Below are 26,226 nucleotides of genomic sequence, written 5' to 3' on the forward strand. Positions count from 1 at the left end.
TTCCTCCGTCGCGGCCGGGTGTGCCGCTGCCGCGACGTGCCTGCCGGAGGCTCGTGTTGAAACGCCGCGACAACATGTCGAAACGCCGCGAGAACGTGTCAAAACGCCGCAATAAATGGAGCAAGCGGAACAAACGCGACAAGTCCCGGCGCGTGCGTGCGTTGCTCGCCCTCGCCGTGCTCGCCGGATCGCTGGCCATCGCCCTCACCACGCCGGTCCGCCTCGGCCTCGACCTGCGCGGCGGCACCCAGATCATGCTGGAAACCCGTTCCACCCCCACCACCGACGCCGACAGCGCGGCCACCGACCGCACCGTGGAGGTGCTGCGCGGCCGCATCGACGCGCTCGGCGTCGCCGAACCCACCCTCGTCCGCTCCGGCGAGCACCGCATCCTCGTCGAGCTGCCCGGCGTGTCTGACCCGAAGAAGGCCGCCGATGTGCTGGGCCGCACCGCGCAGCTCACCGTGCACGCGGTCCTCGGCCCGGCCGGAACCTCCGACGGCGCCACCACCGCACCGGCCGATCCGGCCAAGGAGCGCGTGCTGCCGGACGATTCCGGACAGCCCCTGCGACTGCGCGCCGCCGATCTGACCGGCCGGGACGTCAAGGGTGCCGACGCCCGCTTCGACCAGCAGGGCGGCGCCGGCTGGCATGTCACGGTCGACTTCTCCAAGACCGGCCAGGACCGCTGGCGGCAGATCACCGCACAGGCCGCCTGTCACCCGGCCGGCGACCCGCAGCGCCGGATCGCCATCGTCCTCGACAACCAGATCATCTCCTCGCCGCAGGTCGACCCGTCCGTGGCGTGCGGGACCGGCATCCCGGGCGGCTCCACCCAGATCACCGGCTCCTTCGACGACACCGAAGCCCGCGAACTGGCCCTGCTCATCTCCGGCGGCGCCCTGCCCGTACCGGTCGAGACCGTCGAACAGCGCACCATCGGCGCCACGCTCGGCGATGCGGCGATCGAGGCCGCGGCCTGGGCCGCCGTCATCGGCACCACACTGACCGCACTCTTCATCATCGCCGTCTACCGGCTCCTGGGCCTGCTCGCGACCGCGGCCCTGGCCTGCTACGGCCTCATCTCCTACGCCGCCCTGGCCGCGCTCGGCGCCACATTGACCCTGCCGGGCCTCGCCGGGTTCGTCCTGGCGATCGGCATGGCCGTGGACGCCAACGTCCTGGTCTTCGAACGGGCCCGCGAGGAGTACGCGGCCCGCAGCCGCCCCAGCCCCCGCTCGGCGCTGACGGCCGGGTTCCGCGGCGCCCTCAGCGCGATCGCCGACTCCAACATCACGACACTCATCGCCGCGGGCCTCATGTTCGCCTTCGCCTCCGGTCCGGTACGCGGCTTCGGCATCACCCTCGCCATCGGCGTCCTCGCCTCGATGGTCAGCGCCCTGCTGATCAGCCGGGTGCTCGCCGAGTACGCGGCCAACCGCCCCGCGGTCCGCAGTCGGCCCCGTATCACCGGCATCGCGAGCACAGGATGGGTCCGCGACCGGCTGCTGCGCCGCGACCCGTTCCTGATGCGCCGTCCGCGCCGCTGGCTGGCCGCCTCCGCCGCACTCGCCGTCATGGCGGCGTCGGGCATCCTCGTCCGCGGCCTGGACTTCGGCATCGAGTTCACCGGCGGCCGGCTGATCGAGTACACCACCAGCACCCCCGTCGACCCCGACCGGGCCCGCACCGCCCTCACCGACGCCGGGTTCCCCCGCGCGGTCGTGCAGTCCTCCGGCGACACCGGGCTCACGGTGCGCGCGGAGAACCTGACCAACGCCGACGAGGCCACCGTCACCGAGACCATCGGCGCCCTCGGCGGTGAGACGGAGAAGACCCGCGACGAGCTGATCGGCCCCAGCATGGGCGACGAACTGCGCCGCGACGCGCTCATCGCCCTCTCCCTCGCGCTGGGCGCCCAACTGCTGTATCTCGCGGTCCGCTTCCGCTGGTTCTTCGGCACGGCGGCCGTCGTCGCGCTCGCCCATGACGTGGTGATCCTCATCGGCGCCTTCGCCTGGCTCGGCAAGCCCATCGACGGGGTGTTCCTGGCCGCCCTGCTGACCGTCATCGGCTACTCGGTCAACGACTCCGTCGTCCTCTTCGACCGCGTCCGCGAACTGCTCGGCCGCGACCGCACCACACCGCTTCCCCGCCTGACCAACCAGGCGATCCTGCAGACCCTGCCCCGTACCGTCAACACCGGCATGGGCGCGGCATTCATCCTCACCGCCCTGGCCGTCCTCGCCGACGACACCCTCGCCGACTTCGCCCTCGCCCTGCTCATCGGCCTGGCGGTCGGCACCTGCTCCTCCGTCTTCACCGCCGCCTCACTCACCGTCGAGCTGCACCCGACTCGTGGCCGTCCAGCGGGCGCCGGTGCTTCCGCGCGCAGTGAGAATGCGCCAAACAAGCGAGAGTTGGAGAAAAAATAGGCAAAGCCCGATATTCATAGTGTTGACCGCGCCGATCAAGCCCGCCATGCGCTTGCGCCTGTGCATTCTCGTGAAGGAGGACGGGTACGGGCACATCGGGCTCGCGGAGTGGCGACAGGACCCGGGCAGCGGCGGCCCGGGTGACGCACTGCGCGTCAGGGATGAGGAGCCGGACGGCTACGGCATCGAGGCGCACCTGAGCGACGGCCGCAAAGCCACCACCCGAGGCCATGACTCGCCTTACACCAGCCCGTGGACAACCGGCAATCTTCCGGAAGATCGCCCGTATCTCATGTGGGTGTGCGTGGTGAAGGGCAGCTACAGCAAGTGCTCGGAAAAGTACGCCGTTTCCTCCTGAGCGAACCCGCACGGCGAGACGGCCCCGGCGTGGTTCAGCCCGCCGGGGCGAGCGGCACCGTGGCCATCTCGGCCGCCTGGCGCAGCGCCTCGACCATGCTGCCCGCTTCCGCCGTGCCCGTTCCGGCGATGTCGAAGGCGGTGCCGTGGTCGACGGAGGTGCGGATGACGGGCAGGCCCACGGTGAGGTTGACACCCGCCTCGATGCCCAGGACCTTGACCGGGCCGTGGCCCTGATCGTGGTACATCGCCACGATCAGGTCGTAGTCGCCGCGTGAGGCGAGGAAGAAGGCGGTGTCGGCGGGGAGCGGGCCCCGGGCGTCGACGCCGTCGGCGCGCAGCCTCTCCAGGGCCGGGACGATCTTCTCGTCCTCCTCGCCGTAGCCGAACAGGCCGTTCTCGCCCGCGTGCGGGTTGATGCCGCAGACACCGATGACGGGGTTCGGGGTGCCGGCGCGGACCATGGCCTCGTGGCCGCGGCGCACGGTGCGCTCGACGAGGCCCGGCTCGATGCGGTGGACGGCGTCGATCAGGCCGATATGCGTGGTGACGTGGATGACCTTCACCTTCTCGGTGGAGAGCATCATCGAGACCTCCTCGGTCCCGGTCAGGTGGGCGAGGAGTTCGGTGTGGCCGGGGTAGAGGTGGCCCGCGGCGTGCAGGGCCTCCTTGTTGAGGGGCGCGGTGCAGATGGCGTGCACCTCGCCCGCCACGGCGAGTTCGGTGGCGCGCTCGATGTACGCGTACGCGGCGCCCCCGGCGGCCGTCGACAGCTCGCCCCAGGGCAGATCGGCGGGGAGCAGGCCGAGGTCGACCACATTGACGCGGCCCGGTGTGAACTCCGCGTCGCGCGGGTGGCCGACGGCGGCGATCTCGCAGTCCAGCCCGAGGACGCGGGCGGCCTCGCGCAGCCGCCGGGCGTCTCCGATGACGACGGGGCGGCAGCGGGTCAGGACGGCGTCGTCGAGCAGGGCCGCGACGACGACCTCGGGGCCGATACCGGCACCGTCGCCCATGGTGACGGCGATGAGGGGGAGGGGGGTGGACATGAGAGCAGCTCCTAGGCGGGAGGCGGGAGGCGGGGGCGGACGGCAGGAGAGGCGGACGGTGCGGCTCGAGTGGCTGCCGTGGCGGCAGCCGGACGGGCCGCGGCGCGGCGGCGACGCGCGGCGGCGAATACCCGGCACCGTCGATGGACAACACGGTCGGGCCCAGTGAGGATCATGGCATAGGCTGCGTGAACTGCGCGAGACATCTTGCGTGATTTACGCAACCGTGCGAGCGTTCCCATGGCGTCGACGGCCGTCACCCGTGGACCGTGTCGCCGTCGTGGACGCGACGCGAACCGGCTTACCCGGCAGATCGCCTCGCACCGCACTCGGCCGCCGCGCGACGCGTCACCGGGAACCACCACGGCGACCGGTCGAGGCCGCATGGCCGCATGGCCGCATGGCGCCATGCGTGATGCGCACATCACGCATGTGATCGCCTACGAGTACGACCGCACCACCTGTCTCACCCGCACCACCAGCACTGCGCACCACCCGCTCCACCAGCACGCACCGCGCACCACCCGCACCGCCCGCCTCGGAAGGAACCCGCCTTGACCGTCGGCCTCGCACTCCCGCATGTGCCCGTCCCGTTGTCCCCGCTCGTCCTCGGGACGATGACCTTCGGCGACACCGCCGACCGCGCGACGGCCGCCGCGATGCTGGACGCCGCGCTCGACGCGGGCATCACCGGCGTGGACACCGCCAACGGCTACGCGGGCGGCGAGAGCGAGCGCATCCTCGCCGAGCTACTGCCCGGCCGCCGGGACCGGGTGGTCCTCGCCACCAAGGCCGGGATCCCGCACCCCGACCAGGGCGAGCACGCGCCGCTTTCGCCCGAGGGGCTGCGCGCCGCGCTCGACGGGAGCCTCGAGCGCCTGGGCACCGACCACGTCGACCTCTTCTATCTGCATCAGCCGGACCGCGGGACACCGCTCTCCGCGACCCTGGCGACCGTCGCCGAGTTCGTACGGGCGGGCAAGGTCCTCGCCCTCGGCGTCTCCAACTTCGCCGCCTGGCAGATCGCCGAGCTGAACCGCGTGGCCGACGAGGTCGGCGCACCCCGTCCCGTCGTCGCCCAGCAGCTCCACAACCTCCTCGCGCGCCGCATCGAGGAGGAGTACGTCGAATTCGCCTCCAGTACCGGACTGCGCACGGTGGTCTACAACCCGCTCGGTGGCGGCCTGCTCACCGGCCGCCACCGCTTCGATCAGGTCCCGGACAACGGGCGCTTCGGCGACTCCAAGGTGGCCGCGATGTACCGCGAGCGGTACTGGAACGAGGAGGTGTTCCACGCCGTCACCGACCTCACCCGCATCGCCTCCGAAGCGGGCCTGCCGCTGACCGACCTGGCCCTGCGCTGGCTGCTGTCCCGGCCCTCCACCGACGCGCTGCTGCTCGGCGGCTCCAAGGTTGAGCATCTGAACGCCAACATCGCCGCCGCGTCGGCGGGCCCGCTGCCCGCGGACGTCCTGGCCGCCTGCGACGAGGTCGGCGCCCGGCTGCGCGGCCCGATGCCCGCCTACAACCGCTGACCCCGCCGCCCACCTCGCAACGTCGCAAGGGAGACACACACATGGCCACCGGCCGCACCTCCGCCCAGTTCATCGCCGCACTGCGCAATCGTGAGCAGCTCATCGGCTACTGGTCGCTGCTCGACTCGCCGATCGCCGCCGAGCGCCTCGCCCGCGTCGGCTACGACTACCTGGCCTTCGACGCCCAGCACGGCCTCTTCGGCTACCAGGGCATGCTGAACAACCTCCTCGCCACCGACACCAAGGGCAGCACCGCCGTCGGCATGGTGCGCGTCGAGGCCAACGACCTCACCTACATCGGCAAGGCGCTCGACGCGGGGGCGAGCGCCGTGATCGTCCCGATGATCGACAACGCCCAGGACGCCGCCGACGCCGTGGCCGCCGTCCGTTATCCGCCGCTGGGCCGCCGCTCGTACGGCCCGATGCGCGCCCAACTCCGCATCGGCCCGAACCCGGCCGACACCCACGATCAGACCGCGGTCCTCGCGATGATCGAGACGGCCGACGGCCTGGCCAACCTCGAGGAGATCTGCGCGACCCCCGGCCTGGACGGCGTCTACGTCGGCCCGTCCGATCTGCGCCTGGCCATCGGCGGCGCGACCTCCACCGACCCTTCCGTACAGGACGAGTTCGAGCAGGCCCTCGCCCGCGTCCGCGAGGCGGCCGAGGCGGTGGGCATCGCGGCCGGCATTCACAACGCCGACGGCGAGAGCGCCGCCCGTCGCCTCGCCGAGGGCTTCACGTTCGCGACGGTCGCGGCCGATGTGGTGCACCTGCAGCAGATCGCGACGTCCCACCTCCGGGCGGCCCGCGGCGAGGCCCGCTGATGCCGACCACGCTCATCACCACACCCACCTTCGCCCGGCACTCGGCGCGGCCCTGGCGGATCCTGGAGGAGGCCGGAGCGGGCCCCCTGCGCCCCCGTGAGGACGCGGCGCTGCCCACCGCCGAACTCCTGTCGCACGCGGCCGAAGCGGATGCGCTGATCGTCGGCATGGACCCGATCACCGCCGAGGTGATGGACGCCGCACCCCGCCTCAAGGTGATCGCCAAGCACGGTGTCGGCGTCGACACCATCGACGTGGCCGCCGCCCAGGCGCGAGCGATCCCGGTGGTGTGCGCGCCGGGCAGCAACTCGCGTGCGGTGGCGGAGTACACCTTCGGTCTGCTGCTGTCCGCGACCCGCTCCCTGACCGCCTCGCACACCGAGGTGGCGGCGGGCGGCTGGCCGAAGCTGTTCGGCCCCGAACTGCACGGCAAGACGCTGGGCATCGTCGGCTTCGGCCGCATCGGCCGCCTGCTGGCCGGTTACGCCCGCGCCTTCGGGATGGAGCTGCTCGCCCACGACCCGTACGTCCCCGAGGCCGACGTCCGCGCACACGGCGCCGAACCGGTCGCGCTCGACGCCCTGCTGGAGCGCGCCGACGCCGTCAGCCTGCACACTCCGCCCGATCCGTCCGGCACCCCGCTGCTCGACCGCGCCCGCCTGGCCGCGATGAAGCCGGGCGCGATCCTGGTCAACGCCGCGCGCGGCGGCCTCGTGGACGAACGCGCGCTCGCCGACCTGCTCGGCTCCGGGCACCTCGGGGCCGCGGCCCTCGACGCGTTCAGCACCGAGCCGCTGCCCGCCGACCACCCGCTGCGCCAGGCCCCGTGCACCGTGCTCACCTCCCACATGGCCGCCTGCACGCCCGAGGCCAACCAGGCCATGGGCGCGATGGTGGCCGAGGACATCGTCCGCGTACTGGCCGGTGAGGAGCCGCACCACCCGGTGCGCTGATACACGGCGAGCCGCACCACCCGGCGCGCCGGGACACGGCGGCACCCGGCACCCGGCACCCGGCACGACACGCTCCCACACGACCCCTGTCCCCATTCCGGATACCGGCGACGGCGCCGGAAGATCCTCTAAGGACCCGCTATGTCCACCACGACCGACGGCGCCACGGCGGCGCCGCCGCCCGCGCAGGCCGACCCGTACGCGCTGCGCGCCGAAGACGCCCGCCCGGCACCCGAGACCTTTCGCGGCCGACTGCGCCACCTCGGCCCCGGGCTCGTGCTGTCCGCCGCCGTCGTCGGCTCCGGTGAACTGATCACCACCACCTCGCTCGGCGCGAAGGCCGGGTTCGCCCTGCTGTGGCTGGTGATCGTCTCGACCGCGGTCAAGGTGTGGGTGCAGATGGAACTGGCCCGCTGGACCATCCTCAACGGCCGGCCCGCGCTCGACGGCTTCCGCGACGTCGGCCCCCGGATCGGCCGGCTGAGCTGGATCAACTGGCTCTGGATCGGCATGGACTTCGCCAAGATGTTCCAGCGCGGCGGCATCATCGGCGGCACCGCCGCCGCCTGCTCGATCCTGCTGCCGATCCACGGCGGGTCGCTGAGCACATCGTCGCTGACGATCTGGGCCCTCATCGTGACCGGCGCCGCCATCCTCATCCTGCAGACGGGCAAGTACCCCGTCGTCGAGCGGGTCGAGGTCGTCGGCATCACGCTGAAGACGATCATCACCTTCGGCCTGGCCCTCGCCCTGCCGTTCACCGCCTTCGGATACGGTCCCGAGCAGTTCGCCGACGGGATGAGCTTCCAGATCCCCGCGGGCACGGTCGGCATCGCGCTCGCCATGTTCGGCATCACCGGCGTCGGCGCCGACGAGATGACGACGTACACCTACTGGTGCCTGGAGAAGGGCTATGCCCGCTGGACCGGCCCCGACGACGGCACCGAGCAGCGCGCCCGGCGGGCCGAGGGCTGGCTCAAGGTCATGCGGCTCGACGTGGCCGTCTCCTGGGTCGTGTGCACCATCTGCACCCTGTCCTTCTACGTGATCGGCGCCTCGGTGCTCCACCCGCAGGGCCTGGTGCCCGAGGGCAACGAGATGATCACCACGCTGTCCCACATCTACACCGACACGCTCGGCCCATGGGCGGAGTACCTGTTCCTGGCCGGGGCGATCGCCGTCCTCTTCTCGGTCACCGTCGCCTCGTCGGCCAGCGTTCCCCGCCTGTGGACCAACACCCTCGGGCTGCTCGGCGTGGTCGACTGGCACGACATGCGCTCGCGCACGCGCACCATCCGCATCCTCACCTGCTGTCTGCCCCCGGTGTGGATGTGCATCTTCCTGTGGGTGCAGTCCCCGGTCCTGATGGTGCAGATCGGCGGCATCGGCGGTGGCATCTTCCTGCTCGCGGTCGTGGTCGCGGTCTGGCGCCTGCGCTACACCGGCGTCCCGCCCCGCTTCCGCGCCAACCCCTGGCTGACCGTCGCCCTCGTCCTGAGCAGTGTGGCGATCGCCTTCCTCGGGGTGTACGGAGTGCTCGACACCCTCGAGCTCACGCCCGGCAGCTGACCCGGCGGCGAGCTGCGCACGCGCCGCCCCGGCACCGCACACCGCCCAGCCCCGCCGAGATCCGCTCAGGCGCGCCGCAGCGTCGCCGTGGCGATCTCCAGGAAGTCGCGCAGCGGTTGCTTCTCGTGCCGGTCCGCGGTGACGGCCAGGCAGGTCTCGGCCCCCGGGGCGTCCGTGACGGGCAGGTGGACGAGGTCGGGGCGGGAGTAGGAGCGCGCGGCACTCAGCGAGATGAGCGCGACACCGTGCCCGGCGGCGATGAGTTCGAACTTCTCCTCGATGGAGGACATCGGCCGGTTCGCCGCGTCGAGCATCTTCTCGCCGTCGAGGTCGGCGCGGATGAGCTGCTCGCGGCGCGCCAGCGGATGCGTCGCGGGCATGCAGGCGACCCTGGGCTCGTGGCCGATGGGGATGGTGCGCAACCCCGAGTCGTCGAAAGGCTGTCGCAGATACGCGACCTGGGCCCGGCCGTCCCGCAGCGGTGCGTCCGGTTGCCACCAGTGGGCCGGGACGACGTCGGTCTCGACGTCCGGGTGGCGCGATGTGAAGGCCCGGATCGCGGCCGACACACGCAGCCCGGGGGAGAAGGCGACAACGAGGCGCTGGGCGCCCCGTTCGGCGTCGTGTACGCGCCGCACCGCCGCGGCGACCGTACCCAGGATCCGCTGCGCCTCCTCGTGGAGCTGCTTCCCGGCGGCGGTCAGCTCCACGCTGCGGGTGGTCCGTACGAGCAGGGCGCACTCCAACTCCCGCTCGAACGCCTTGATCTGGCGGCTGAGGACCGGCTGGGCGATGAAGAGCTGTTCCGCGGCCCGGCCGAAGTGCCGGTGCTCGGCCACCGCGGCGAAATAGCGGAGCTTGCGCAGATCGAGATCCATGCCCTCAAGGTATCAATTGCCGGGAAAGGTATTGGACGCCACAGGTCGCCCGCCCCGAGACTCACCACATGATCGTTATTACCGCTCCCACCGGCCAGATCGGCAGCCGGGTCATGGGAATCCTGCTCAACGAGGCCCCCGAGCGCGGCGAAGAGCTGCGTGTCATCGTGCGCGACCCGGGGAAGCTCCCCGACGCCGTCCGCGACCGCGTCGACGTCGTCACCGGCTCGCACGGCGACGCCGAGGTCGTCGACCGGGCCTTCGCCGGCGCGGACGCCGTCTTCTGGCTGGCCCCGCCGCACCCGCGGGCACCGAGTCTGGACGCCGCCTACTCCGGGTTCACCCGCGCCGCCGCGAAGGCGTTCACGGTCCACGGGGTCGGACACGTCGTCGGCGTCTCGGCGCTCGGCCGCGGCACTCCCGCCGCCGGCCGCGCCGGGCATGTGACGGCGTCGCTGGCCATGGACGACCTCATCGCGGGGACGGGTGTGGCCTACCGGGCGCTCGCCTGCCCCAGCTTCATGGACAACCTGCTGCGGCAGGTGGCCTCGATCCGCGACGACGGCGTGTTCACCGACACCGCCGCCGCCGACCGCACGGCACCGATGGCCACCACCGGAGACATCGCCGCGGCCGCCGCCGGTCTGCTGCTCGACCGCTCGTGGACGGGGACGGGCGAGGTCCCGGTGCTGGGCCCCGAGGACCTTTCGGCCAACGACATGGTGCGCATCATGTCCGAGGTGCTCGGCCGTCCGATCCGCTACCAGCGGCAGTCGCTGGAGGACCTCCGCGCCGCATTCACCGGGCGCGGCGTCGGCGACGCCATCGTGCAGGGCTACGTCGACATGATGCGCTCCAAGGACGACGGCATCGACGTGGGCGTGCGGCGCACCCCCGGGACCGCCAGTCCGACGACCTTCCGCCAGTGGTGCGAAGAGGTCCTCAAGCCGGCGGTCCAGGCGTGAACGCTCCCAGGACCGCTCTCATCATCGGCGCGTCCCGCACCCTCGGACTCGGCCTCGCCACCGAGTACGCACACCGCGGCTGGAACGTCATCGGCACCGTCCGGGGCGAGCGGCGCACCGGCCTCCACGACCTGGCCGAGGCGTCCGGCGGCCGGGTCACGGTCGAGTCGTTGGACATGACGGAGCCGGACGAGATCGCCGCGCTGCGCGAGCGCCTGGCCGAGCGCACCCTCGACCTGCTGTTCGTCAACGCCGCCATCACCAGGGGCGACGTTCCGATCGGCGACGTTCCGACGGAGATGTTCATCGAGGTCATGGTCACCAACGCGCTCAGCCCCATGCGCGTGGTCGAGTCCCTCCGCTCGCTGGTGGCCCCGACCGGCACCATCGGCGTCATGTCCTCGCGCCAGGGCAGCCTCGGCCTGAACACCAGGGGCGGCCAGGACGTCTACCGTGCCGGCAAGTCCGCCCTGAACCAGCTGATGCGCAGCTACGCCGCCCGGTACGCCGAAGCCGCGCACACACTGCTGCTCATGTGCCCCGGCCACGTCCGCACCGAGCTCGGCGGCCCGGACGCACCGCTGACCATCGACCAGTCCATCCCGGGCGTGGTGGACACGATCGACCGCCACAGCGGCGAACCGGGCCTGAAATTCCTCAACTACCAGGACCAGCTCGTGCCCTGGTAGCCCAGGTAGCCCTGGTGACAGCCGTTCGGCCCGGGGGTGGCGGCACCCGGGCTCCTCCCTCAGCCGGCCCGCATCCGCTCGTACAGGGCCGGGTCGTGGGCGCAGACGATCGTCAGGTCGGGTTCCGCGCGCCGGTGCAGCTCGCCGAGGCGGGCGTGGTTGGCGCGGACCTGTTTCAGGTCGTACGCGACGGCCGCCTCCATGGCGCGGAGGGCCGTGGGCACGGGGGCGCGGCCGTCGAGGGTGCCGGAGTGATAGAAGGCGTCCCCGGCGTGCAGGATCCAGCGGGTGCCCGTGTCGACCGCGACACAGGCGTGGCCGCGGGTGTGGCCGGGGAGGGAGACCAGGACGATGCCGGGCGCGACGGAGTCGAGCTCCTTGGCGGCGGCGAACCCGCGCCACGCCTCGCCGTCCGGGCCGTGTTCGACGACGCTCGGGCCGTGCGCCCACTGGGCGGGGCGGAACCGGCGGCGTTCGCGCCACGAGGGGGCGTGGACCGCGCCCTGTGTCTCGGCCGCGGTGACGTGGACGGTGGCGTGCGGAAAGTCGGCGAGGCCGCCGATGTGGTCGGCGTCGAAGTGGGTGAGGACGATGTGGCGGACGTCGTCGCGCTGGAAGCCGAGCCGTTCGACCTGGCGGGCGGCGGTTTCCTCGGGGTCCAGGGCCGGTCTGAGGTAGTGGCGGACCGCGCCCACACGGCGGCCATGGGTGGCGATGTCCATCAGGCCGAAGCCGGTGTCGACGAGCACGAGCCCCTGTGCGTCCGTCTCGAGGAGGAGGACGTGGCAGACCAGCCGCGGTCCGCAGCGCAGGCGCATGGTGCCGCAGTTGAGGTGGTGGACCTTCACGACAGGTCCGCCTTCGGTGTGTTGACGAGGGCGGGGTCCGGGGTGCCGCCGGCTTCCTCGAGGAGTCCGCGCAGACAGCGGACGACCAGGGGCCAGTTGCGCGGGTTGCGCAGGTTCAGGCCGCCGATCAGCTGTTTCAGCAGCGTGAGGCTGTCGAAGTAGATCCGCTCGCAGACGAGGTTCTCGCCGCCGTCTCCGTCGTCCTCGAAGATGAAGTACGCGGTCATGCGGACCCGGAAGCGGTTTCCGGTGGGCGGGATCGCGCCCAGCGGGCCGAGGTGGGTGCCCAGCAGCCAGAATTCGACGATCACGGCGTCGCCGCTGTGACGCAGGGCGATGATCTCGTGGTCCTGGTCGGGGAAGGCACGGCGGCTGTCGCGGTAGTAGCCGCGTACGGCCGTACCGCCGTCGTGGACCGTCATGGTGGGGATCAGTTCGTACCGCGGATGCGGGAAGGTGGCCAGGACGTCGTCCCACTCCTGGCGGACCTCGTCGTGGAAGTGGTCCAGAACCAGCTTCTGGCGGTACGCGAGGATCTCGTCGCTGATCACGGTGGTCATGGGTGGGTCACTGCCTTGTGGGTGAAGGTGGGGCCGGTGCCGGGGCTGGTCCAGGCGGCGGTCAGCTCGCTGGAGGGGAAGAACTGGAGGAAGCGGGGGTCGGCCTGGGCACGGTCGACGAGCGTCTTCTCGATGATGAGCGAGTTGTACTGCTCGGCCGTCGTCTCGATGGTGTTGGCGTTGAGTACGACCTCCTGCTGCCAGGCGCGAGCCCAGCGGGCGATGCCGGGCATGCGGGAGTGCTCGGGGGTCAGGCATTCGGCGGCGATGGCGTTCTCACTGGACGCCCAGATGCCGCTGGAGGTGTTCAGCAGGAGGGTCTGGTTGCCGAGCACATGGCCGGGGGTGGAGATGACCGCGACACCGGGGCCGAGGAGCAGCGAGCCGTCGACGGCGAGAAAGGCCTCGGGCCGCACATCCCGGTAGGTCTCGGGCTGGTACCAGGGCCGCTGAAGTGGGTGGAGCTCGGACATGGCCAGCAGTTCATGCCGCTGCACGATCACCTTGGCGCGGGGGAACACCGGCTCGACCGGACCGTCGCCGATGTCCGGCTGGGGCGTGCTGGTGCCGATCCACCGGCGCAGGTCCTGGGTGTGCAGATGGTCGAAGAGGAGATAGTCGACGTCCTCGGGCGCGATGCCGAGCCGGGCCAGATGCCCGAGGACGGTGCCGTGTTCGGTGACCATCAGGGATCGCACCGGGCCGGGGGTGCGGCGGGCCAGTGCGGCGAAGTACGGGGTGTTGCGACCGAGTTGGACATCGCTGGGCTCGAACAGGAGCACCCGCCGCCGCCCGTCGCTCTCGGTCCAGCGGATGACGAGCATGCGGTTGGTGATGGCGAGGAACGGGGCGATGGCCCGGGAGGCACGGAAGAGGCCGAATCTCGTCGGATAGGGCAGGGTCACCAGGTCGCAGGTGGTGACGGTGTCCGGGGTACCGGTCGCCGCGAACTCGGTGCGCAGCGCCTCTGCCCGGGTACGGGCCCACCCGAGCTGTGCGCCGTGGCCGCCGGGTACGTCCGCGAGGCCGCCGAGGGTGGTGATCGGGGTGCCGAGCGTGGGCATGTCCAGGACGTCGGTGTCCTGCCAGGCGAGCTTCATCGATCGAGTCCTTCTCTGGTCAGCCGGTCCGGCTCGGTGCGGGTTCCATGAACTCGGCGAACTCGGCGGCGCGTTCACAACAACGCGACACTTGCACCGCAAGTCTTGTGGGCCGGAACGCTAGACTTGCGGCGTAAGTGATGTCAAGGGAAGGTGACGCATGACGGCGCGAGGAACCGGCCGTGGCAGGCGGGTCGGCCTGACCCGCGAAAAGGTGATCGCGGCAGCGGTGACGATGATCGACCGCGACGGCCCCGACGCCTTCTCCCTGCGCAAACTGGCCACGGAACTCGACATCGAGAACATGTCGCTCTACAACCACGTACCGAACAAGGAGGCCCTTCTCGACGGCGTCGCCGAAGCGCTGCTGGCCGGCATCGCCTTTCCCGAGGAGGAGGGCGGTACCTGGCAGCAGCGGATCCGGGCGCACGCCGCCGCCTTCCGCGCCGCCGCCAAGCGGCATCCGAAGGCGTTCCCCCTGGTGCTGACCCGGCCCACGCAGTCACCCGCCGCCCTGGAGGCCATGCGCTCCACGCTGGCCTGCCTCGACGAACTCCGCCTCGCTCCCGAGGAGATGGTCCACGTCCTGCGCGGCTACACCGCCTTCATGGTCGGCTCGATCATGCGCGAACTGGGTTACGCCATCTATCTGGGCGCCATGGACAGCGACCAGGTCCAGCGGCGCACCGAAGCCATCGCGGCCTCCGGCGACCCGATTCTGACCGCGACCGCGCCCTATCTGGCCGACAGCGATCACGACGCGGAGTTCCAGTACGGCCTGGAGCTGATGATCTCCGGCCTGGCCGCCAAGGTCGGTGTTCCCTACGAGGCCCCGGCCGCGCGTATCAGTTCGATGTGATGTGTCACGAGTGGGTATCCGTCTTGCGGTGCGGCGCCCACCTGGGGATTTATGGCGACGCGGCTCGCCTAGAGTGCCGATCATGTCTCAGTCAAAGATCTTCAGGAACCCTGCTCGGCAGCCGCTGTCCACCTCGATGCGGTCCCGGCACACGAAGAAGACCCTGATCGCGGCCGTCGGCATCGGCATGGCCGTCGCGTTGAGCGGATGCAACGAGGACACCGGCAGTGCCACGGACAAGGACACCGGCGCCGCGGAGTCGAAGTCGCCTTCCGCGGGGTCGTCCCAGTCCTCAGCCCCGGCGAACCCCTCGGGCGATCAGCCGTTGTTCACGGGGTGGCAGACGCAGACCTCGCAGAAGCACCACTTCCGTTACGACGTGCCCGCCACGGCCGGCAAGTGGAAGGTCCTCGACGAGGAGACGGCCCTCTCCTACACGGACAAGAACGGCCAGCCGATCGTCGTCATGACCGCGGCCGGCAACTACCGCGAGGGCGGCTGCGCGTCGAGCCCCAACCCCAAGGCCATCGGCGAGGCGGGCAAGGGGCAGCTCGCCACCGTCGGCACCACGGGCGGCGGCAAGGACGGCACGCTCCAGGAGAACGCCCGCAACTGGGCGGGCAACTGGGGCTTCGCCGCGTACGGCGGTGCGGACCACAAGCCCAAGATCACGGTCAGTGAGGCCAAGCCGTGGAAGCACGGGGGTGTTGTCGGCTACACCGCGACCGCCCAGGTCACCGTCACCAACCGCCCCAGCTCATGCGTCCCGCCGAAGGCCGTCGTGCACAGCGTCGCGCAGAAGCTCCCCGACGGGACGATGCACGGCTGGGTGATCTACGCGGACCAGGGAGTTCCGAAGGCGCTGACGGACGCCGAGATCAAGAAGATCATGAGCACCGTCCGGTCCACCGGCAGCTGACACACGGCCGGCTGCCGGGCGGGGCGATTCGTCAGGCCGGGGAGCCGTACGGGGGTCGCCGGATGTTCGGGTGCCGGACCCGGAAGACGGGTCCGGCTGCGCCCGAGGCGGTTCAGGCGGAGGCGCGGAGCGGCGCCAGGGCTCCGCTCCAGGCGACGACCTGGTCGAGCAGGGTGTTCAGCGAGTCCACGCTGTGGTCGCCGGGCTTGAAGACGCTGAAGTTCTCGAACTCGGTGATCAGCGAGAGCGCCACCTGCTGGCGCACATCGGCCATCTGCAACTCGCCGACGACAAGCCGCAGATGCTCCACGGCCCGGGCGCCACCGACCCCGCCGTAGGAGACGAAACCGACCGCCTTGTTGTTCCACTCCGTGTAGAGATAGTCGATGGCGTTCTTGAGCACGCCGGAAGCGGCCAGTGGGGGCAGCGCCGGGGCGACGTCCACCGCCGCGGGCAGCAAGGTGACGTTCACAGGTACGGATCCCTCTGGTGAATCGGGTTGTGCGGGCCTCGCCGGCGGGCCCACAGAGGAATGGTTGAACTGTCATCCAAAGTAGCGAAGGGTAGATGACGCGTCAACCTATGAGTTCGGTGAAAGCGGTCAGGCCGCGCGCTCGGCCGTGGTCCGGGCGCTGATCACGGCCCGCCCACGCGCGGATTCCGGGAAGCGGCTGAGCATCGCGCGCAGCTCCGCGGCGCCCACGTTGGCGCCGAACGGCTCCGTTCCCGGTTCGAGCCGTACGCCTTTGGCGAGCCGTCCGGCCATGACGGGGTCGAAGCCGAGGGCGTCGACGAGACGCGCGACGGTGGCGAGATCGGCCGGATCGTCCCCGGCGATCGCGGTCGCCTTGCGGCCCGGCGCGCCCGCGAGCCGCGCGTCGTCCTCCAGATCGTGGTAGCCCATGTGGTTGAACGCCTTGACCACGCGCGCCCCCGCCAGGTACCCCTGCACGATCTCGCTCGAGGAGGTGAGCGGGTCGGTGAGGTCCTCGCGAACGCCGTCGACCTCCCACCAGTGGTTCATCGCGTCGACGACGAGCTTTCCGCGCAGCGCCTCGGCCGGAATGCCGCGGTACTTGCCGAGCGGGAGCGCCAGGACGACGAGGTCCGCCCCGGCCGCGGCCTCCTCGGCGGTGACCGCGACCGCGCCGGGGGTCAGGACGTCGATGGTGAGGGTGATCTTCGCGGGGTCGCCCGATCCGGCGATGAGGACGCGGTGGCCGGCGGCCAGGGCCAGCCGTGCGAGCACCGTGCCGACCTTTCCCGCCCCCAGGATGCCGACGGTGCGCACTGCGGTGGTGGTCATGTATGAGGTCGGGGCCCGTCGGAGGCCGGGTGGGCATTCGGTGAATCATCAACGACGTCTAGACTCTCTCCCATGGAAGAGAAGGTGCGATGGCTGACGCCGGAGGAGCAGCAGGCATGGCGGAGCTTCCTCCGCTTGCACGACCGGCTCCGGGGCCGGTTGTCGCGCTTGTTGCAGGCGGAGTCGAATGTGTCGGCCGCGGACTTCGGCGTGCTGGTCGAGCTGACGGACACACCGGACGGGCGGCGCAGGATTCTGGACCTCGCCCGGGCGCTGGAGTGGGAAAAGAGCCGGATGTCCCATCACATCGGCCGCATGGTGAAGCGCGGGCTGGTGGTGCGGGACGAGTGCGCCGAGGACGGCCGTGGCGCGTTTGTGGTGATCACGGACGCGGGGCGCGCGATGATCGAGGCCGCCGCCCCCCGCCACGTGGAGGCGGTCCGCGATCTGTTCCTCGATCACATCACACCGGCGGAGCTGCGGACGCTGGCGCGGGTCTCCGAGCGTGTGGTGGAGAAGCTGGACGAGGACCCCTCCTGATCAACGGCCGACCGAGCGCGAGCGCTCCGTCCCGTGTCGGATGGGAGGACCGTGCCGGCCCGGTCCTCCGCGGCGGCTGATCGTTTCGTTTACCGTTTACCGTTTACCGTTTACCGCTCACCGCTTACCGCGGGTGGCGGACCGTTTAGTGATCTCGGTCTTGATCGTCTCGCGCAGCTCGTCCGGCGTGAAGCCGAGGTTGCGCAGGATCCGCGCGGCTGGGCTTTCCTCGGTGTGGATCAGGCCCAGCAGGGTGTGTTCCGTGCCGACCCAGTCGTGGCCGAGGTCGGCCGACGCGCGGCGTGCCTGTTCGATGGCCTCCTTGCTCTCCGGCCGGAACGCGATGTGACCCCGCAGTGCCTTCTCCCCGGCCGGCGGCATCGCTTCCGCGATCGCGTCACGGATGCGTTGCTCCGACTCGGTTTTCGCGATCAGCACCTCGTATGCCAGGCCCCGCGGTTCGCCGAGCAGGCCGAGCAGGATGTGTTCGGTGCCGATGAAGCCGTGCTTGTGCGTTCGGGCGGCCTCCTGTGCCAGCACGATGCTGTGCCGGTTGAGGTTGGTGTACCGCTCGAATGGGCCGGGTGCGTGGCGTTGCTGGGCGGCCTGCTTGGACACCCCGATGGCGTCGCCGATCTCGGTCCACGAGGCGCCGTTCTGCTTGGCCTTGCTGACGTAGTGGTCGATGAGCTGGTCGCCGAGGTCGGACAGGGTCTGGGCGCGCAGTCGCGCCTCGCTGATGCGGGCCAGTCCGTCGGCGTGGGGGAGTTCCTCGTCGAGGCGGGTGATCAGGTCGGCGAGGCTGATGTCGAGTGGGCTCATGCGTCAAGCATAAGTTGACGATCCAGGAATCGTCAACTTGTAATTGACGATCGTTCCGGGTCCGCTCCCGCGGCTTCGTGCGACGGTCCGGACACCGGACGGCGTTCGCCTGCTTCCCAACGTGCGGGAACCGACGCCATATCCGCCACGACTACTGGACCGGGGTGACGCTCCCCCCGGTGTACCAAGTGGATCCAGGAGAGTTTCGATGCGTTCTCGTATGTGGTGGGGTACGACGGCCGTCGTGCTGGGCGGCCTCCTCGTGGCGGGCTGCGGCGACGAAGGCGGCAGCGGGGACGGCAGCGGGGACGGCGACAAGGCGAGCGCCGGCGCCGAGAAGCCCGCCACCGGCGGCTACCCGGTCACCGTCACCGACTGCGCGGGCGCCGAGACCACGTTCCCGAAGGCCCCCGGGAAGATCGTCACCAGTAACGCCTCCAGCCTGGAGTTGCTGCTCCGCCTGGGCGCCGGTGACAAGGTGCTCGGCACCGGCTTCCCGCCCGGCAAGGGCACGCTGCCCGGTGAACTCGACGCGCGGGCGCGGAAGGTGAAGGTGCTCGCCCAGTCCGTGATCCCGAAGGAGAAGCTCCTCGGCTCCGGCGCGGATGTGTACATCGACACCTTCGCCTCGATGAACATGGGCGGCGGCATGGGCGACGCTCCGACGGAGGAGGAGTACAAGGCGGCCGGGATCAAGCACATCTACCTCAAGTCCACCGCCTGTGCGGCGCGGAGCCAGCGAGCGCTGACCGAACTGTCCGCGGTGGAGGCGGACATCACCTCCCTCGGCGCGGTCACCGGCACGAGCGCGAAGGCGAAGGAACTCGTCGACGGCATGAAGGAGAAGGTGGGCGCCGTCCAGAAGGCGGTCGGCAAGACGGCGGAGGCTGAGCGGCCGACGTACTTCTTCTTCGACTACGACGCCGGGACCAAGCAGCCCACCGCCGTCTGCAGGAAGCAGATCGCCAACGCGGTGATCACTCTGGCCGGTGCCCGCAATGTCTTCGCCGACTGCGACGGCGACTACAAGCAGGTCGGCTGGGAGGATGTCATCTCCAGGAACCCGGACTGGATCCAGCTGGGCGTCCGCGACCGGGGCAGCGAGGCGGCGAACGAGAAGGCGTTCGACGAGGCGCGGAAGTGGCTCGAGTCCAACTCCGCCACCAAGGGCCTGAAGGCCGTCGAGGAAGGCCACTTCCTGCGCATCGGCTCCGAGCAGACCACCATCGCCGGCGTCGAGAACGCCGACACCGTCCAGAAGATCGCCAAGGCCCTCTACCCGGGCAAGGTCGGCTGACCGTGCTCGATGTCACGGTGAGGGGGAAGGGCGCCGAAGCTCCCGCGCGCACACGGCGTTCCGTGCCCGCCGGGCCGCTGGCCCTGCTCCTCGCGGTCGCGCTGCTCGCGGCCCTCACGGCGGCGGTCGCCTGGGGCTCCACGTCGATCCCACCGGGTGAGGTGTGGAGCGTGGTCTGGCGCAGACTGACCGGCCATGCCCCCAGGCCCGGCACGAACGACCTGATCGTGTGGCAACTGCGCCTCCCTCGTGCCCTGTTGGCAGCCCTGGTGGGTGCCGGGCTCGGTCTGGTCGGTACGGCGATGCAGGCCCTCGTCCGCAACCCGCTGGCCGACCCGTACTTCCTGGGCGTCTCCAACGGCGCCTCCCTCGGCGCCGTCGCCGCCATCGTCCTCGGCCTCGGCACCGGGAGCGCTCTCGGCCTCGGCCTGTCCGGCGCCGCGTTCGCGGGAGCCCTGGCCACCTTCGCCCTCGTCTGGGCGGTGGCCCGGCGCGGCGGGGGATTCGCGCCGCTCAGACTGGTGCTCGCCGGGGTCGCCATCGGGCAGTTCCTGTCCGGCTTCACCAGCTACCTCGTGCTCCAGGCCGGGGACGAGCAGCAGACCCACAGTGTGCTGTTCTGGCTCATGGGCAGCCTGAGCGGCGCGAGCTGGCCCCTGCTGGCCGCCCCGGCGGTGGCGGTTCCGGCGGTCCTGCTGCTGCTCCAGGCTCGGGCCAGAGGGCTCAACGCGCTGCTGATGGGTGATGAGACGGCCGCCGGGCTCGGCGTCGACGTCGTACGGCTGCGCCGTGAGCTGTTCGCGGTCACCAGCCTGCTCACCGGCGTCCTCGTCGCGGTCTCCGGGGCCATCGCCTTCGTCGCGCTCATGGTCCCCCATGTCTGCCGCCTGGTCGTCGGCGGTGACCACCGTCGTCTGCTGCCCGTGTCGGCGCTCTTCGGCGCGCTGCTGCTGGTGGTGGTCGACCTCGTGTGCCGTACGGCCATGGACACGCAGGAACTGCCGGTCGGGGTCGTCACCTCGCTGATCGGCGCTCCGGCACTGCTGTATCTGCTGGACCGACGGTTGGGGAGCGGGAGTTGAGGACCGGACGGAGGGCGGGGGACGCGGTCCTGCCCGGGGAAGTGGAAGCCGGGGACGGACCGGGGGAGCGCCGGTCGCGGATCGACATCGAGGATCTCCATGTCGCGTACGCCGGACGCACGGTCGTGGCCGGCGCCCACCTCATCGCGGCCGAAGGCGAGATCACCGGCCTGGTCGGGCCCAACGGCAGCGGCAAGTCCACGCTCCTGCGGACCGTGTACCGGCACCTGAAGCCCGCCGCCGGGCGCGTACTGCTCCAGGGCACCGACATCCGCGAGCTGAGCCCCGCGCGGTCGGCCCGGCACATCGCCGCCCTTCCGCAGGAGCGCGGTGAGGACTTCGAGCTGACCGTGCGTGAGGTCGTCGCCATGGGACGCACCCCCTACAAGCGGGCCTTCGCCGGGGAGGACGCCGCCGACCGGGACCTGGTCGCCCGTGCCCTCGCCGATGTCGGCATGGCGGACCACTCCGCCCGCCGGTTCACCGAGCTGTCCGGCGGCGAACGCCAACGCGTGCTGCTGGCCCGCGCGTTCGCCCAAGCGGCGGACGTGCTGGTCCTGGACGAGCCGACGAACCACCTCGACATCCACCACCAGGTCGAACTGCTCGCGCTGCTGCGCGGCCGCCGTCGTACGACCCTGGTCTCGCTGCACGACCTCAATGCCGCCGCTTCCGTGTGCGACCGGCTCCACGTCCTGCACGACGGCCGTGTGGTCGCCTCCGGCGCACCCCGCGACGTGCTGCGGCCGGCCCTGCTGGCCGAGGTGTTCGGGGTGCGCGCGGCCGTGATCGAGCACCCGCTGACCGGGGACCCGCTGATCGCCTTCGACCATCGGCAGAACGCGGTGGTATTTCCGGGTACGTCGGGGAACTCACCCTCCGGTTCGCCCGACTTCTAGGACGAGGCTGTCGTGTGGCGGCCCATTCGCCAGAGGGAGGGCGCATGACGGACCACGCTTCCGGTGCGGAGCGGCGCGGGGACGCGTCGCGGCGGCCCGGGGACGTAGCCGAGGTCCACGACCGCTGGCTCCTGGTGTCCGTGGCGGGCGTGCTGTCGTTCGTGGCGATGCTCGACATGAACATCGTGAACGTGGCGCTCGCGGACATCTCCGAGGGCCTGGGGGTGTCGGCCGCGGCGGCGCAGTGGGTGGTCCTGGGCTATCAACTCCCGGTTGTCGCCCTCCTGTTGCCCGTCGGCCACTGGCTTGACGGCATGGGTGTCCGGCCCGCGCTGCTGGCCGCGACCGCCGGTTTCGGCTTGTGCAGCGCGCTGGCCGCCGCGGCTCCCTGGGCGCTGTGGCTGATCGCCGCCCGGATCGGGCAGGGCGCGTGCGGCGCCGTGCTGTTCGTACTGATGCCGGTGCTGGCGATCCACTCGGTGCGGCCGGAACGGCGCGGGCGCGCGATGAGCGTGCCGGCGACCCTCGGCCCCCTGGGCGCCGTCGTCGGACCGGCGGTCGGAGGACTGGTCCTGGACCAGCTGGGCTGGCGCTGGATCTTCCTGGTCAAGATCCCGCTCTGTCTGGTGGCGCTGGCCGTGGTGTGGCGGGCGATGCCACGGGACGGGCGCCTGCGCGGCCCGGACCGGCGCTCCTTCGTCGATGCGGCCCTGGTGGCCACAGGAGTAACGATCCTGCTGTTGGCCCTGACCCTGGTCTCCGACGCCCCCGCCTGGCTCGCTCTCGCCCTCGTCGCCGTACCGCCGCTGTGGTGGTGGCTGCGGGGTCCGGGCGGCCGTCCGGTGACCGATGTGCTGCGGGCCGCGGGGCTGCTGCGGGCGCACGGCGCGGTGCTGGCGCTGGCGGTGGGCTTCGCCGCCATGCACTACGTGGTCGCCCTGCACCTCCAGCGCGACGAGGACGTCAGCGCGACCACCACGGGCCTGACCGTCCTCGCCTTCCCCCTCGGCATGGCGCTGGCGGGCCCACTCGGCGGACGGCTCGCCGACCGCTACGCTGCCAGGCCCGTCGCGGTCGCCGGTGCCGCCCTCACCGCCACCGGGCTGCTGCTGCTCGTGCTGCCGGGCGACGGCTGGTCCCCGCCCGAGGTGGCCTGGCGGCTGGTCCTGGCCGGACTCGGCATGGGGCTGACCGGCGGGCCCACCCAGGCCCTGGTCATGGGCGCCGCTCCGCCGGGCCGCGCCGCCACGGTCGGCTCCACGGTTCAGCTCGCCCGCAGCCTCGGCTTCACGCTCGGCCCGGCTCTCGCCACGGCGGCCTGGAGGCTGACGGGCCCGGACGGCGGCGCGCGGACCGGCCTGGCGCTGGCCGCCACCGCCGCCTGCCTCGCCGTGCCACTGCTCGCCCTGCCCGCCCGAGGTCCGGCGAACCTCCCCGGGAACGCCACCGACGCGGCACCCGCCGCACCCCGCTGAGCCATCGATCCTTAAGCCCTCCCCGAGGAGTCGTACCCATGTGCGGAATCACCGGCTGGGTGTCCTTCCACCAGGACACCCGCACCCAGGCCCCGGTCATCGAGGCCATGACCGCCACGCTCACCCCGCGCGGGCCCGACGCGGGCGGAGTCTGGCTCGGCGAGCACGCCGCGATCGGCCACCGCCGCCTGGCCGTCATCGACATCGAAGGCGGCGCACAGCCGATGACCGACCGGCCGGATGACCCGACGAGCGTCCTCACCTACAGCGGTGAGATCTACAACCACCATCAGCTCCGCGCCCAACTGAGAAACCTGGGCCACGAGTTCCGGACCCGCAGTGACACCGAGGTGGTACTGCGCGCCTACGCCGAGTGGGGCGAGGCGGTGGCCGACCACCTGGACGGCATGTTCGCGTTCGCGGTGTGGGACGAGCGGGAGCGGCGGCTGCTCCTGGTCCGCGACCGGCTCGGTGTCAAACCCCTGTTCTGGGCGGCCGTCGACGGCGGTCTGGCTTTCGCCTCCGAACCCAAGGCACTCTTCGCCCACCCGGAGATACGGCCGCGGGTGGACGCGGACGGGCTGCGCGAGGCCTACAGCCTGCTGTTCAACACCGGTCCGACAGTGTGGGCGGGCGTCCGGGAGGTCGAGCCCGGCGGTCTGCTCCTCCTGGACCGGCACGGCATCCGCGAACGCCGCTACTGGCAACTGGAGGCCGGCGCCCACCCGGACGACCGGGACACGACCGTCGCCCGCGTGCACGACCTGGTGAGCACCGCCGCCCGCGCCCAGCTGGAGGCCGACGTCCCCCTGTGCTCCCTGATGTCCGGCGGTATCGACTCCACCGTCCTGACCGCCCTGATCGCCGACGAACTGCGCCTGCGCGAGGGCCCGGACGCCCGCATCCGCTCCTACGCCGTCGACTACAGCGACCAGGCCGAGAGCTTCACCGGCGACGTGCTGCGCACCGGCCACGACACCCCGTACGCCACGGAAGCGGGCGCGTTCATCGGCACCGCTCACAGCACCGTCGTACTGGACCCGCGTGCCCTGCTCGACCCCGAGCACCGCAGGGCCGTGGTGGTGGCCCGCGACTCGCCGATCGGCGTCGGCGACATGGACACCTCGCTCTACCTCCTCTTCGGGGAGATCCGGAAACACTCCACCGTCGCCATGTCCGGTGAGGCCGCCGACGAGGTCTTCGGTGGCTACCCCTGGTTCCACGACCCCAAGGCGCTCGCCGCGCCCACCTTCCCGTGGCTGCTGGTGACCGGCGACGAGGCCGCCATGCCGCTCAACCCCGAACTCGACCTGCGCATCGGCGAGTTCCGCGACGACACCTACCGCGACGCCCTGGCCGCCGTACCGCACGTCGAAGGCGAGCCGGAGACCGAGCACCGGCAACGCGAGCTGCAGCACCTGTCGCTCACCCGCTGGCTGCGCCAGCTCCTGCACCGCAAGGACCGGCTGAGCATGGCACAGGGCCTGGAAGTGCGCGTCCCCTACTGCGACCACCGGCTCGTCGAGTATGCCTTCACCTCCCCCTGGGCGCTGAAGAGCTTCGACGGCCGGGAGAAGAGCCTGCTGCGCGCGGCGGGCACGGGGCTGGCACCCGAGTCGGTGCTGCACCGGCCCAAGAACCACTACCCGGCCACCCACCACCCCGACTACAACCGCGGCCTGCAGGACCTGGCCCGCGACGCACTCACCGATGACCGGGTCCGCTCCCTCGCCGACGAGACCCGCGTCAAACCCTGCCTCGACATCGCGCCCGAGCAACTCCGGTGGGGCCACCGGCTCCGCCTCGAACGCGTCGTCGACCTCGCCCTCTGGCTCGACCACCACCAGCCCGACCTCGCCCTCTGAGGAGCGCACCCATGACCCTCCAGGAGCCTCTGCCCGCCATGGACGCGGACGGCCCGCCCGAACCCCTGCCCGACCCGGTCCCGCTCATGGGCTGCCCGTACAAGGCCAACCCCTATCCGCTGTACGAGCGGATGCGGGAGAGCGGCCCCGTCCATCGCGTCCTGTTCCCCAGCGGTGTGCACGCCTGGCTCGTCACCGGTTACGAGGCCGCTCACGCCGCGCTGAACGACGACCGCCTGGGCAAGAACCACGACCGCGGAAACGACCACTGGCGCGCCCGTGCCTCGATCATGCCCGAGCCACAGCACTCCCAGCTCCAGGTTCACCTCCTGCACCAGGACCCGCCCCAGCACACCCGCATGCGGCGCTTCGTCACCGACGCCTTCACCCCGCGCCGAATCGAGCGGCTGAGGCCCCGTTTCCAGGAACTGGCCGACGCCCTCGTCGACGCCCTCCCGGAAACCGGCCCCACGGACCTCGTCACCGGCTTCGCCGCCCACTTTCCCTTCCGGGTACTCGCCGAAGTGATCGGCCTGCCAGGCGAGTTGGCCGCGCGTTTCGACCGCGACTGGGGCAAGGTCGTCCAGCCGGTGGGTCCCACCGACCCCGGACGCCCGCTGTACGAGGCCCGTCTGCACGGACTGCAGAGCTACATCGCCGACGTCGTCGCCCACAAGCGCGAACACGGAGCGGACGACCTGCTCAGCCGCCTCGTCGTGGCCCGCGACCGCCGAGAGCTGTCGCCGGAGGAGCTGGACTCGATGATCTTCCAGCTCCTGGTGGCCGGTCAGGAGCCGGTCACCAACCAGATCACCACCGCCCTGATCGCCCTCTTCCGCCACCCCGCCGAGCTCGCGCGGCTGCGCGGCAACCCGGACCTGACGCCCCGCGCCGTCGACGAACTCCTCCGCCACGACAGCGCCTTCGAGCTGACCACGTGGCGCTTCCTCGACAGGGACGGCGACCTGCACGGTACGAAGATCCCGGCCGGTGACTCGGTGATCATCTCGCTGTGCGCCGCCAACCGCGACCCGCGCCGCTTCCCCGACCCCGACGCGCTCGACCTCGACCGCTCGCCCAACCCCCACCTGGCCTTCGGCCACGGCATCCACTTCTGTCCCGGAGCCGCCCTCGCCCGCGCCGAGCTCCAGATCGCCCTGGACACCCTCCTGGCCCGCCTCCCCGGACTGCGCCTGGCCATCGACGACGAGGACATCGAGTGGATCCCGGCGGTCCTCGGACGGGGCACCAACCACCTGCCCGTCCGCTACGACCGGCGCGTATGACCCGGCGCGGGTGACCACCGGCTTCCCCGACCGGCCCGGCTGATCCCCCTTTCCCATCCGTAGGCGCCCGGCGCACCACGCCGAGGCGCCATCCGGCCATGCCCGCATGCC

Annotated in this window: 25 protein-coding genes and 1 pseudogene; 18 read left to right on the plus strand and 8 right to left on the minus strand. The window is 71.4% G+C overall.

Annotated features, from left to right (window positions below; genetic code table 11):
- Nucleotides 1-74: 74 nt before the first annotated feature.
- Nucleotides 75-2,435 carry a protein translocase subunit SecD gene (secD, locus tag NP777_RS05380; protein ID WP_305889375.1) on the plus strand — a complete coding sequence of 787 codons (2,361 nt, stop codon included), beginning with the start codon at nt 75-77 and terminating at the stop codon, nt 2,433-2,435.
- A gap of 22 nt (nt 2,436-2,457) precedes the next feature.
- A complete protein-coding gene (locus NP777_RS05385) occupies nt 2,458-2,793 on the plus strand; it encodes a hypothetical protein (RefSeq protein WP_256648877.1) in 336 nt (111 codons plus the stop codon).
- Between the two features lie 34 nt (nt 2,794-2,827).
- On the opposite strand, the gene pdxA is transcribed toward NP777_RS05385, so the two are convergent.
- Nucleotides 2,828-3,841, minus strand: a complete 1,014-nt coding sequence (gene pdxA / locus NP777_RS05390) for a 4-hydroxythreonine-4-phosphate dehydrogenase PdxA (RefSeq protein WP_256648878.1) — start codon at nt 3,839-3,841, stop codon at nt 2,828-2,830.
- Nucleotides 3,842-4,249: 408 nt separating this feature from the next.
- Between pdxA and NP777_RS05395 the strand changes: the two genes are divergently transcribed.
- From NP777_RS05395 to NP777_RS05415, 5 genes are all read left to right on the plus strand, one after another.
- Nucleotides 4,250-4,399 carry a hypothetical protein gene (locus NP777_RS05395; protein WP_256648879.1) on the plus strand — a complete coding sequence of 50 codons (150 nt, stop codon included), beginning with the start codon at nt 4,250-4,252 and terminating at the stop codon, nt 4,397-4,399.
- Nucleotides 4,396-5,376, plus strand: coding sequence for an aldo/keto reductase (locus NP777_RS05400; protein WP_256648880.1), 981 nt, complete (start codon nt 4,396-4,398; stop codon nt 5,374-5,376). Before NP777_RS05395 ends, NP777_RS05400 begins: the two co-directional genes overlap by 4 nt.
- Before the next feature lie 41 nt (nt 5,377-5,417).
- On the plus strand, nt 5,418-6,203 hold the full coding sequence (locus tag NP777_RS05405) for an HpcH/HpaI aldolase family protein (RefSeq protein WP_256648881.1): 786 nt from the start codon (nt 5,418-5,420) through the stop codon (nt 6,201-6,203).
- On the plus strand, nt 6,203-7,156 hold the full coding sequence (locus tag NP777_RS05410; RefSeq protein ID WP_256648882.1) for a phosphoglycerate dehydrogenase: 954 nt from the start codon (nt 6,203-6,205) through the stop codon (nt 7,154-7,156). The genes NP777_RS05405 and NP777_RS05410 overlap by 1 nt, the downstream gene beginning before the upstream one ends.
- Nucleotides 7,157-7,297: 141 nt before the next feature.
- Nucleotides 7,298-8,725: an Nramp family divalent metal transporter gene (locus tag NP777_RS05415; RefSeq protein ID WP_256648883.1), complete on the plus strand. Its 1,428-nt coding sequence runs from the start codon at nt 7,298-7,300 to the stop codon at nt 8,723-8,725.
- 65 nt (nt 8,726-8,790) lie between these two features.
- Here NP777_RS05415 and NP777_RS05420 read toward each other — a convergent pair whose 3' ends face one another.
- Nucleotides 8,791-9,603 carry a LysR family transcriptional regulator gene (locus NP777_RS05420; RefSeq protein WP_256648884.1) on the minus strand — a complete coding sequence of 271 codons (813 nt, stop codon included), beginning with the start codon at nt 9,601-9,603 and terminating at the stop codon, nt 8,791-8,793.
- Between the two features lie 68 nt (nt 9,604-9,671).
- Between NP777_RS05420 and NP777_RS05425 the strand changes: the two genes are divergently transcribed.
- Both NP777_RS05425 and NP777_RS05430 read left to right on the plus strand, forming a co-directional pair.
- Nucleotides 9,672-10,568, plus strand: coding sequence for an NAD(P)H-binding protein (locus NP777_RS05425; protein ID WP_256648885.1), 897 nt, complete (start codon nt 9,672-9,674; stop codon nt 10,566-10,568).
- Nucleotides 10,565-11,257, plus strand: coding sequence for an SDR family NAD(P)-dependent oxidoreductase (locus NP777_RS05430; protein WP_256648886.1), 693 nt, complete (start codon nt 10,565-10,567; stop codon nt 11,255-11,257). Before NP777_RS05425 ends, NP777_RS05430 begins: the two co-directional genes overlap by 4 nt.
- Nucleotides 11,258-11,316: 59 nt before the next feature.
- Here the strand turns inward: NP777_RS05430 and NP777_RS05435 are convergent, their stop codons facing one another.
- The 3 genes from NP777_RS05435 to NP777_RS05445 are packed head-to-tail and all read right to left on the minus strand — an operon-like array spanning nt 11,317 to nt 13,765.
- Entirely contained in the window at nt 11,317-12,105 is a 789-nt protein-coding gene (locus NP777_RS05435; RefSeq protein ID WP_256648887.1) for an MBL fold metallo-hydrolase, read from the minus strand.
- Nucleotides 12,102-12,665, minus strand: coding sequence for an ester cyclase (locus NP777_RS05440; protein ID WP_256648888.1), 564 nt, complete (start codon nt 12,663-12,665; stop codon nt 12,102-12,104). The genes NP777_RS05435 and NP777_RS05440 overlap by 4 nt, the downstream gene beginning before the upstream one ends.
- Entirely contained in the window at nt 12,662-13,765 is a 1,104-nt protein-coding gene (locus NP777_RS05445; protein ID WP_256648889.1) for a hypothetical protein, read from the minus strand. The genes NP777_RS05440 and NP777_RS05445 overlap by 4 nt, the downstream gene beginning before the upstream one ends.
- 160 nt (nt 13,766-13,925) lie before the next feature.
- Here NP777_RS05445 and NP777_RS05450 point away from each other — a divergent pair, with 160 nt between their 5' ends.
- Together NP777_RS05450 and NP777_RS05455 are read left to right on the plus strand one after the other, a co-directional pair.
- A complete protein-coding gene (locus tag NP777_RS05450) occupies nt 13,926-14,624 on the plus strand; it encodes a TetR/AcrR family transcriptional regulator C-terminal domain-containing protein (RefSeq protein WP_256648890.1) in 699 nt (232 codons plus the stop codon).
- Between the two features lie 82 nt (nt 14,625-14,706).
- Nucleotides 14,707-15,543 carry a hypothetical protein gene (locus NP777_RS05455; protein ID WP_256648891.1) on the plus strand — a complete coding sequence of 279 codons (837 nt, stop codon included), beginning with the start codon at nt 14,707-14,709 and terminating at the stop codon, nt 15,541-15,543.
- Between the two features lie 112 nt (nt 15,544-15,655).
- On the opposite strand, the pseudogene NP777_RS05460 reads toward NP777_RS05455, so the two are convergent.
- Together NP777_RS05460 and NP777_RS05465 are read right to left on the minus strand one after the other, a co-directional pair.
- A pseudogene (locus NP777_RS05460) lies at nt 15,656-15,958 on the minus strand (NADPH-dependent FMN reductase); the annotation flags it as partial.
- Between the two features lie 186 nt (nt 15,959-16,144).
- On the minus strand, nt 16,145-16,849 hold the full coding sequence (locus NP777_RS05465; protein ID WP_256648892.1) for an NADPH-dependent F420 reductase: 705 nt from the start codon (nt 16,847-16,849) through the stop codon (nt 16,145-16,147).
- 72 nt (nt 16,850-16,921) lie between these two features.
- Here NP777_RS05465 and NP777_RS05470 point away from each other — a divergent pair, with 72 nt between their 5' ends.
- On the plus strand, nt 16,922-17,389 hold the full coding sequence (locus tag NP777_RS05470; RefSeq protein ID WP_256648893.1) for a MarR family winged helix-turn-helix transcriptional regulator: 468 nt from the start codon (nt 16,922-16,924) through the stop codon (nt 17,387-17,389).
- Nucleotides 17,390-17,506: 117 nt separating this feature from the next.
- Here NP777_RS05470 and NP777_RS05475 read toward each other — a convergent pair whose 3' ends face one another.
- Nucleotides 17,507-18,211 (minus strand): Clp protease N-terminal domain-containing protein, encoded by a 705-nt coding sequence (locus tag NP777_RS05475; protein WP_256648894.1) that lies wholly within the window; start codon nt 18,209-18,211, stop codon nt 17,507-17,509.
- A 208-nt stretch (nt 18,212-18,419) separates the two neighbouring features.
- On the opposite strand from NP777_RS05475, the gene NP777_RS05480 reads away from it, so the two are divergent.
- The 6 genes from NP777_RS05480 to NP777_RS05505 are packed head-to-tail and all read left to right on the plus strand — an operon-like array spanning nt 18,420 to nt 26,115.
- Entirely contained in the window at nt 18,420-19,508 is a 1,089-nt protein-coding gene (locus NP777_RS05480) for an ABC transporter substrate-binding protein (RefSeq protein ID WP_256648895.1), read from the plus strand.
- 17 nt (nt 19,509-19,525) lie between these two features.
- Nucleotides 19,526-20,590: a FecCD family ABC transporter permease gene (locus NP777_RS05485; protein ID WP_256649092.1), complete on the plus strand. Its 1,065-nt coding sequence runs from the start codon at nt 19,526-19,528 to the stop codon at nt 20,588-20,590.
- Between the two features lie 41 nt (nt 20,591-20,631).
- The gene (locus NP777_RS05490; protein WP_256649093.1) at nt 20,632-21,489 is read left to right on the plus strand and encodes an ABC transporter ATP-binding protein; all 858 of its coding nucleotides are present in this window, start codon (nt 20,632-20,634) and stop codon (nt 21,487-21,489) included.
- Between the two features lie 44 nt (nt 21,490-21,533).
- Nucleotides 21,534-22,964, plus strand: a complete 1,431-nt coding sequence (locus tag NP777_RS05495; protein WP_256648896.1) for an MFS transporter — start codon at nt 21,534-21,536, stop codon at nt 22,962-22,964.
- A 38-nt stretch (nt 22,965-23,002) separates the two neighbouring features.
- The gene (gene asnB, locus NP777_RS05500; RefSeq protein WP_256648897.1) at nt 23,003-24,829 is read left to right on the plus strand and encodes an asparagine synthase (glutamine-hydrolyzing); all 1,827 of its coding nucleotides are present in this window, start codon (nt 23,003-23,005) and stop codon (nt 24,827-24,829) included.
- An 11-nt stretch (nt 24,830-24,840) separates the two neighbouring features.
- Nucleotides 24,841-26,115 (plus strand): cytochrome P450 family protein, encoded by a 1,275-nt coding sequence (locus tag NP777_RS05505; RefSeq protein ID WP_256648898.1) that lies wholly within the window; start codon nt 24,841-24,843, stop codon nt 26,113-26,115.
- Nucleotides 26,116-26,226 lie beyond the last annotated feature (111 nt).

Origin of the sequence: Streptomyces rugosispiralis (assembly GCF_024505145.1) — a bacterium.
Taxonomy (GTDB): Bacteria; Actinomycetota; Actinomycetes; order Streptomycetales; family Streptomycetaceae; genus Streptomyces; species Streptomyces rugosispiralis.

Bases quoted from the DNA above. Each gene is read 5' to 3' on its own strand.
- NP777_RS05475 (WP_256648894.1), bottom strand. From the start codon at position 18,211: ATGAGCCCACTCGACATCAGCCTCGCCGACCTGATCACCCGCCTCGAC.
- NP777_RS05410 (WP_256648882.1), top strand. From the start codon at position 6,203: ATGCCGACCACGCTCATCACCACACCCACCTTCGCCCGGCACTCGGCG.
- NP777_RS05455 (WP_256648891.1), top strand. From the start codon at position 14,707: ATGTCTCAGTCAAAGATCTTCAGGAACCCTGCTCGGCAGCCGCTGTCC.
- NP777_RS05465 (WP_256648892.1), bottom strand. From the start codon at position 16,849: ATGACCACCACCGCAGTGCGCACCGTCGGCATCCTGGGGGCGGGAAAG.
- pdxA (WP_256648878.1), bottom strand. From the start codon at position 3,841: ATGTCCACCCCCCTCCCCCTCATCGCCGTCACCATGGGCGACGGTGCC.
- secD (WP_305889375.1), top strand. From the start codon at position 75: ATGTCGAAACGCCGCGAGAACGTGTCAAAACGCCGCAATAAATGGAGC.
- NP777_RS05470 (WP_256648893.1), top strand. From the start codon at position 16,922: ATGGAAGAGAAGGTGCGATGGCTGACGCCGGAGGAGCAGCAGGCATGG.
- NP777_RS05505 (WP_256648898.1), top strand. From the start codon at position 24,841: ATGACCCTCCAGGAGCCTCTGCCCGCCATGGACGCGGACGGCCCGCCC.
- NP777_RS05405 (WP_256648881.1), top strand. From the start codon at position 5,418: ATGGCCACCGGCCGCACCTCCGCCCAGTTCATCGCCGCACTGCGCAAT.
- NP777_RS05420 (WP_256648884.1), bottom strand. From the start codon at position 9,603: ATGGATCTCGATCTGCGCAAGCTCCGCTATTTCGCCGCGGTGGCCGAG.
- NP777_RS05450 (WP_256648890.1), top strand. From the start codon at position 13,926: ATGACGGCGCGAGGAACCGGCCGTGGCAGGCGGGTCGGCCTGACCCGC.
- NP777_RS05445 (WP_256648889.1), bottom strand. From the start codon at position 13,765: ATGAAGCTCGCCTGGCAGGACACCGACGTCCTGGACATGCCCACGCTC.
- NP777_RS05395 (WP_256648879.1), top strand. From the start codon at position 4,250: ATGCGTGATGCGCACATCACGCATGTGATCGCCTACGAGTACGACCGC.
- NP777_RS05495 (WP_256648896.1), top strand. From the start codon at position 21,534: ATGACGGACCACGCTTCCGGTGCGGAGCGGCGCGGGGACGCGTCGCGG.
- NP777_RS05480 (WP_256648895.1), top strand. From the start codon at position 18,420: ATGCGTTCTCGTATGTGGTGGGGTACGACGGCCGTCGTGCTGGGCGGC.
- asnB (WP_256648897.1), top strand. From the start codon at position 23,003: ATGTGCGGAATCACCGGCTGGGTGTCCTTCCACCAGGACACCCGCACC.
- NP777_RS05415 (WP_256648883.1), top strand. From the start codon at position 7,298: ATGTCCACCACGACCGACGGCGCCACGGCGGCGCCGCCGCCCGCGCAG.
- NP777_RS05440 (WP_256648888.1), bottom strand. From the start codon at position 12,665: ATGACCACCGTGATCAGCGACGAGATCCTCGCGTACCGCCAGAAGCTG.
- NP777_RS05425 (WP_256648885.1), top strand. From the start codon at position 9,672: ATGATCGTTATTACCGCTCCCACCGGCCAGATCGGCAGCCGGGTCATG.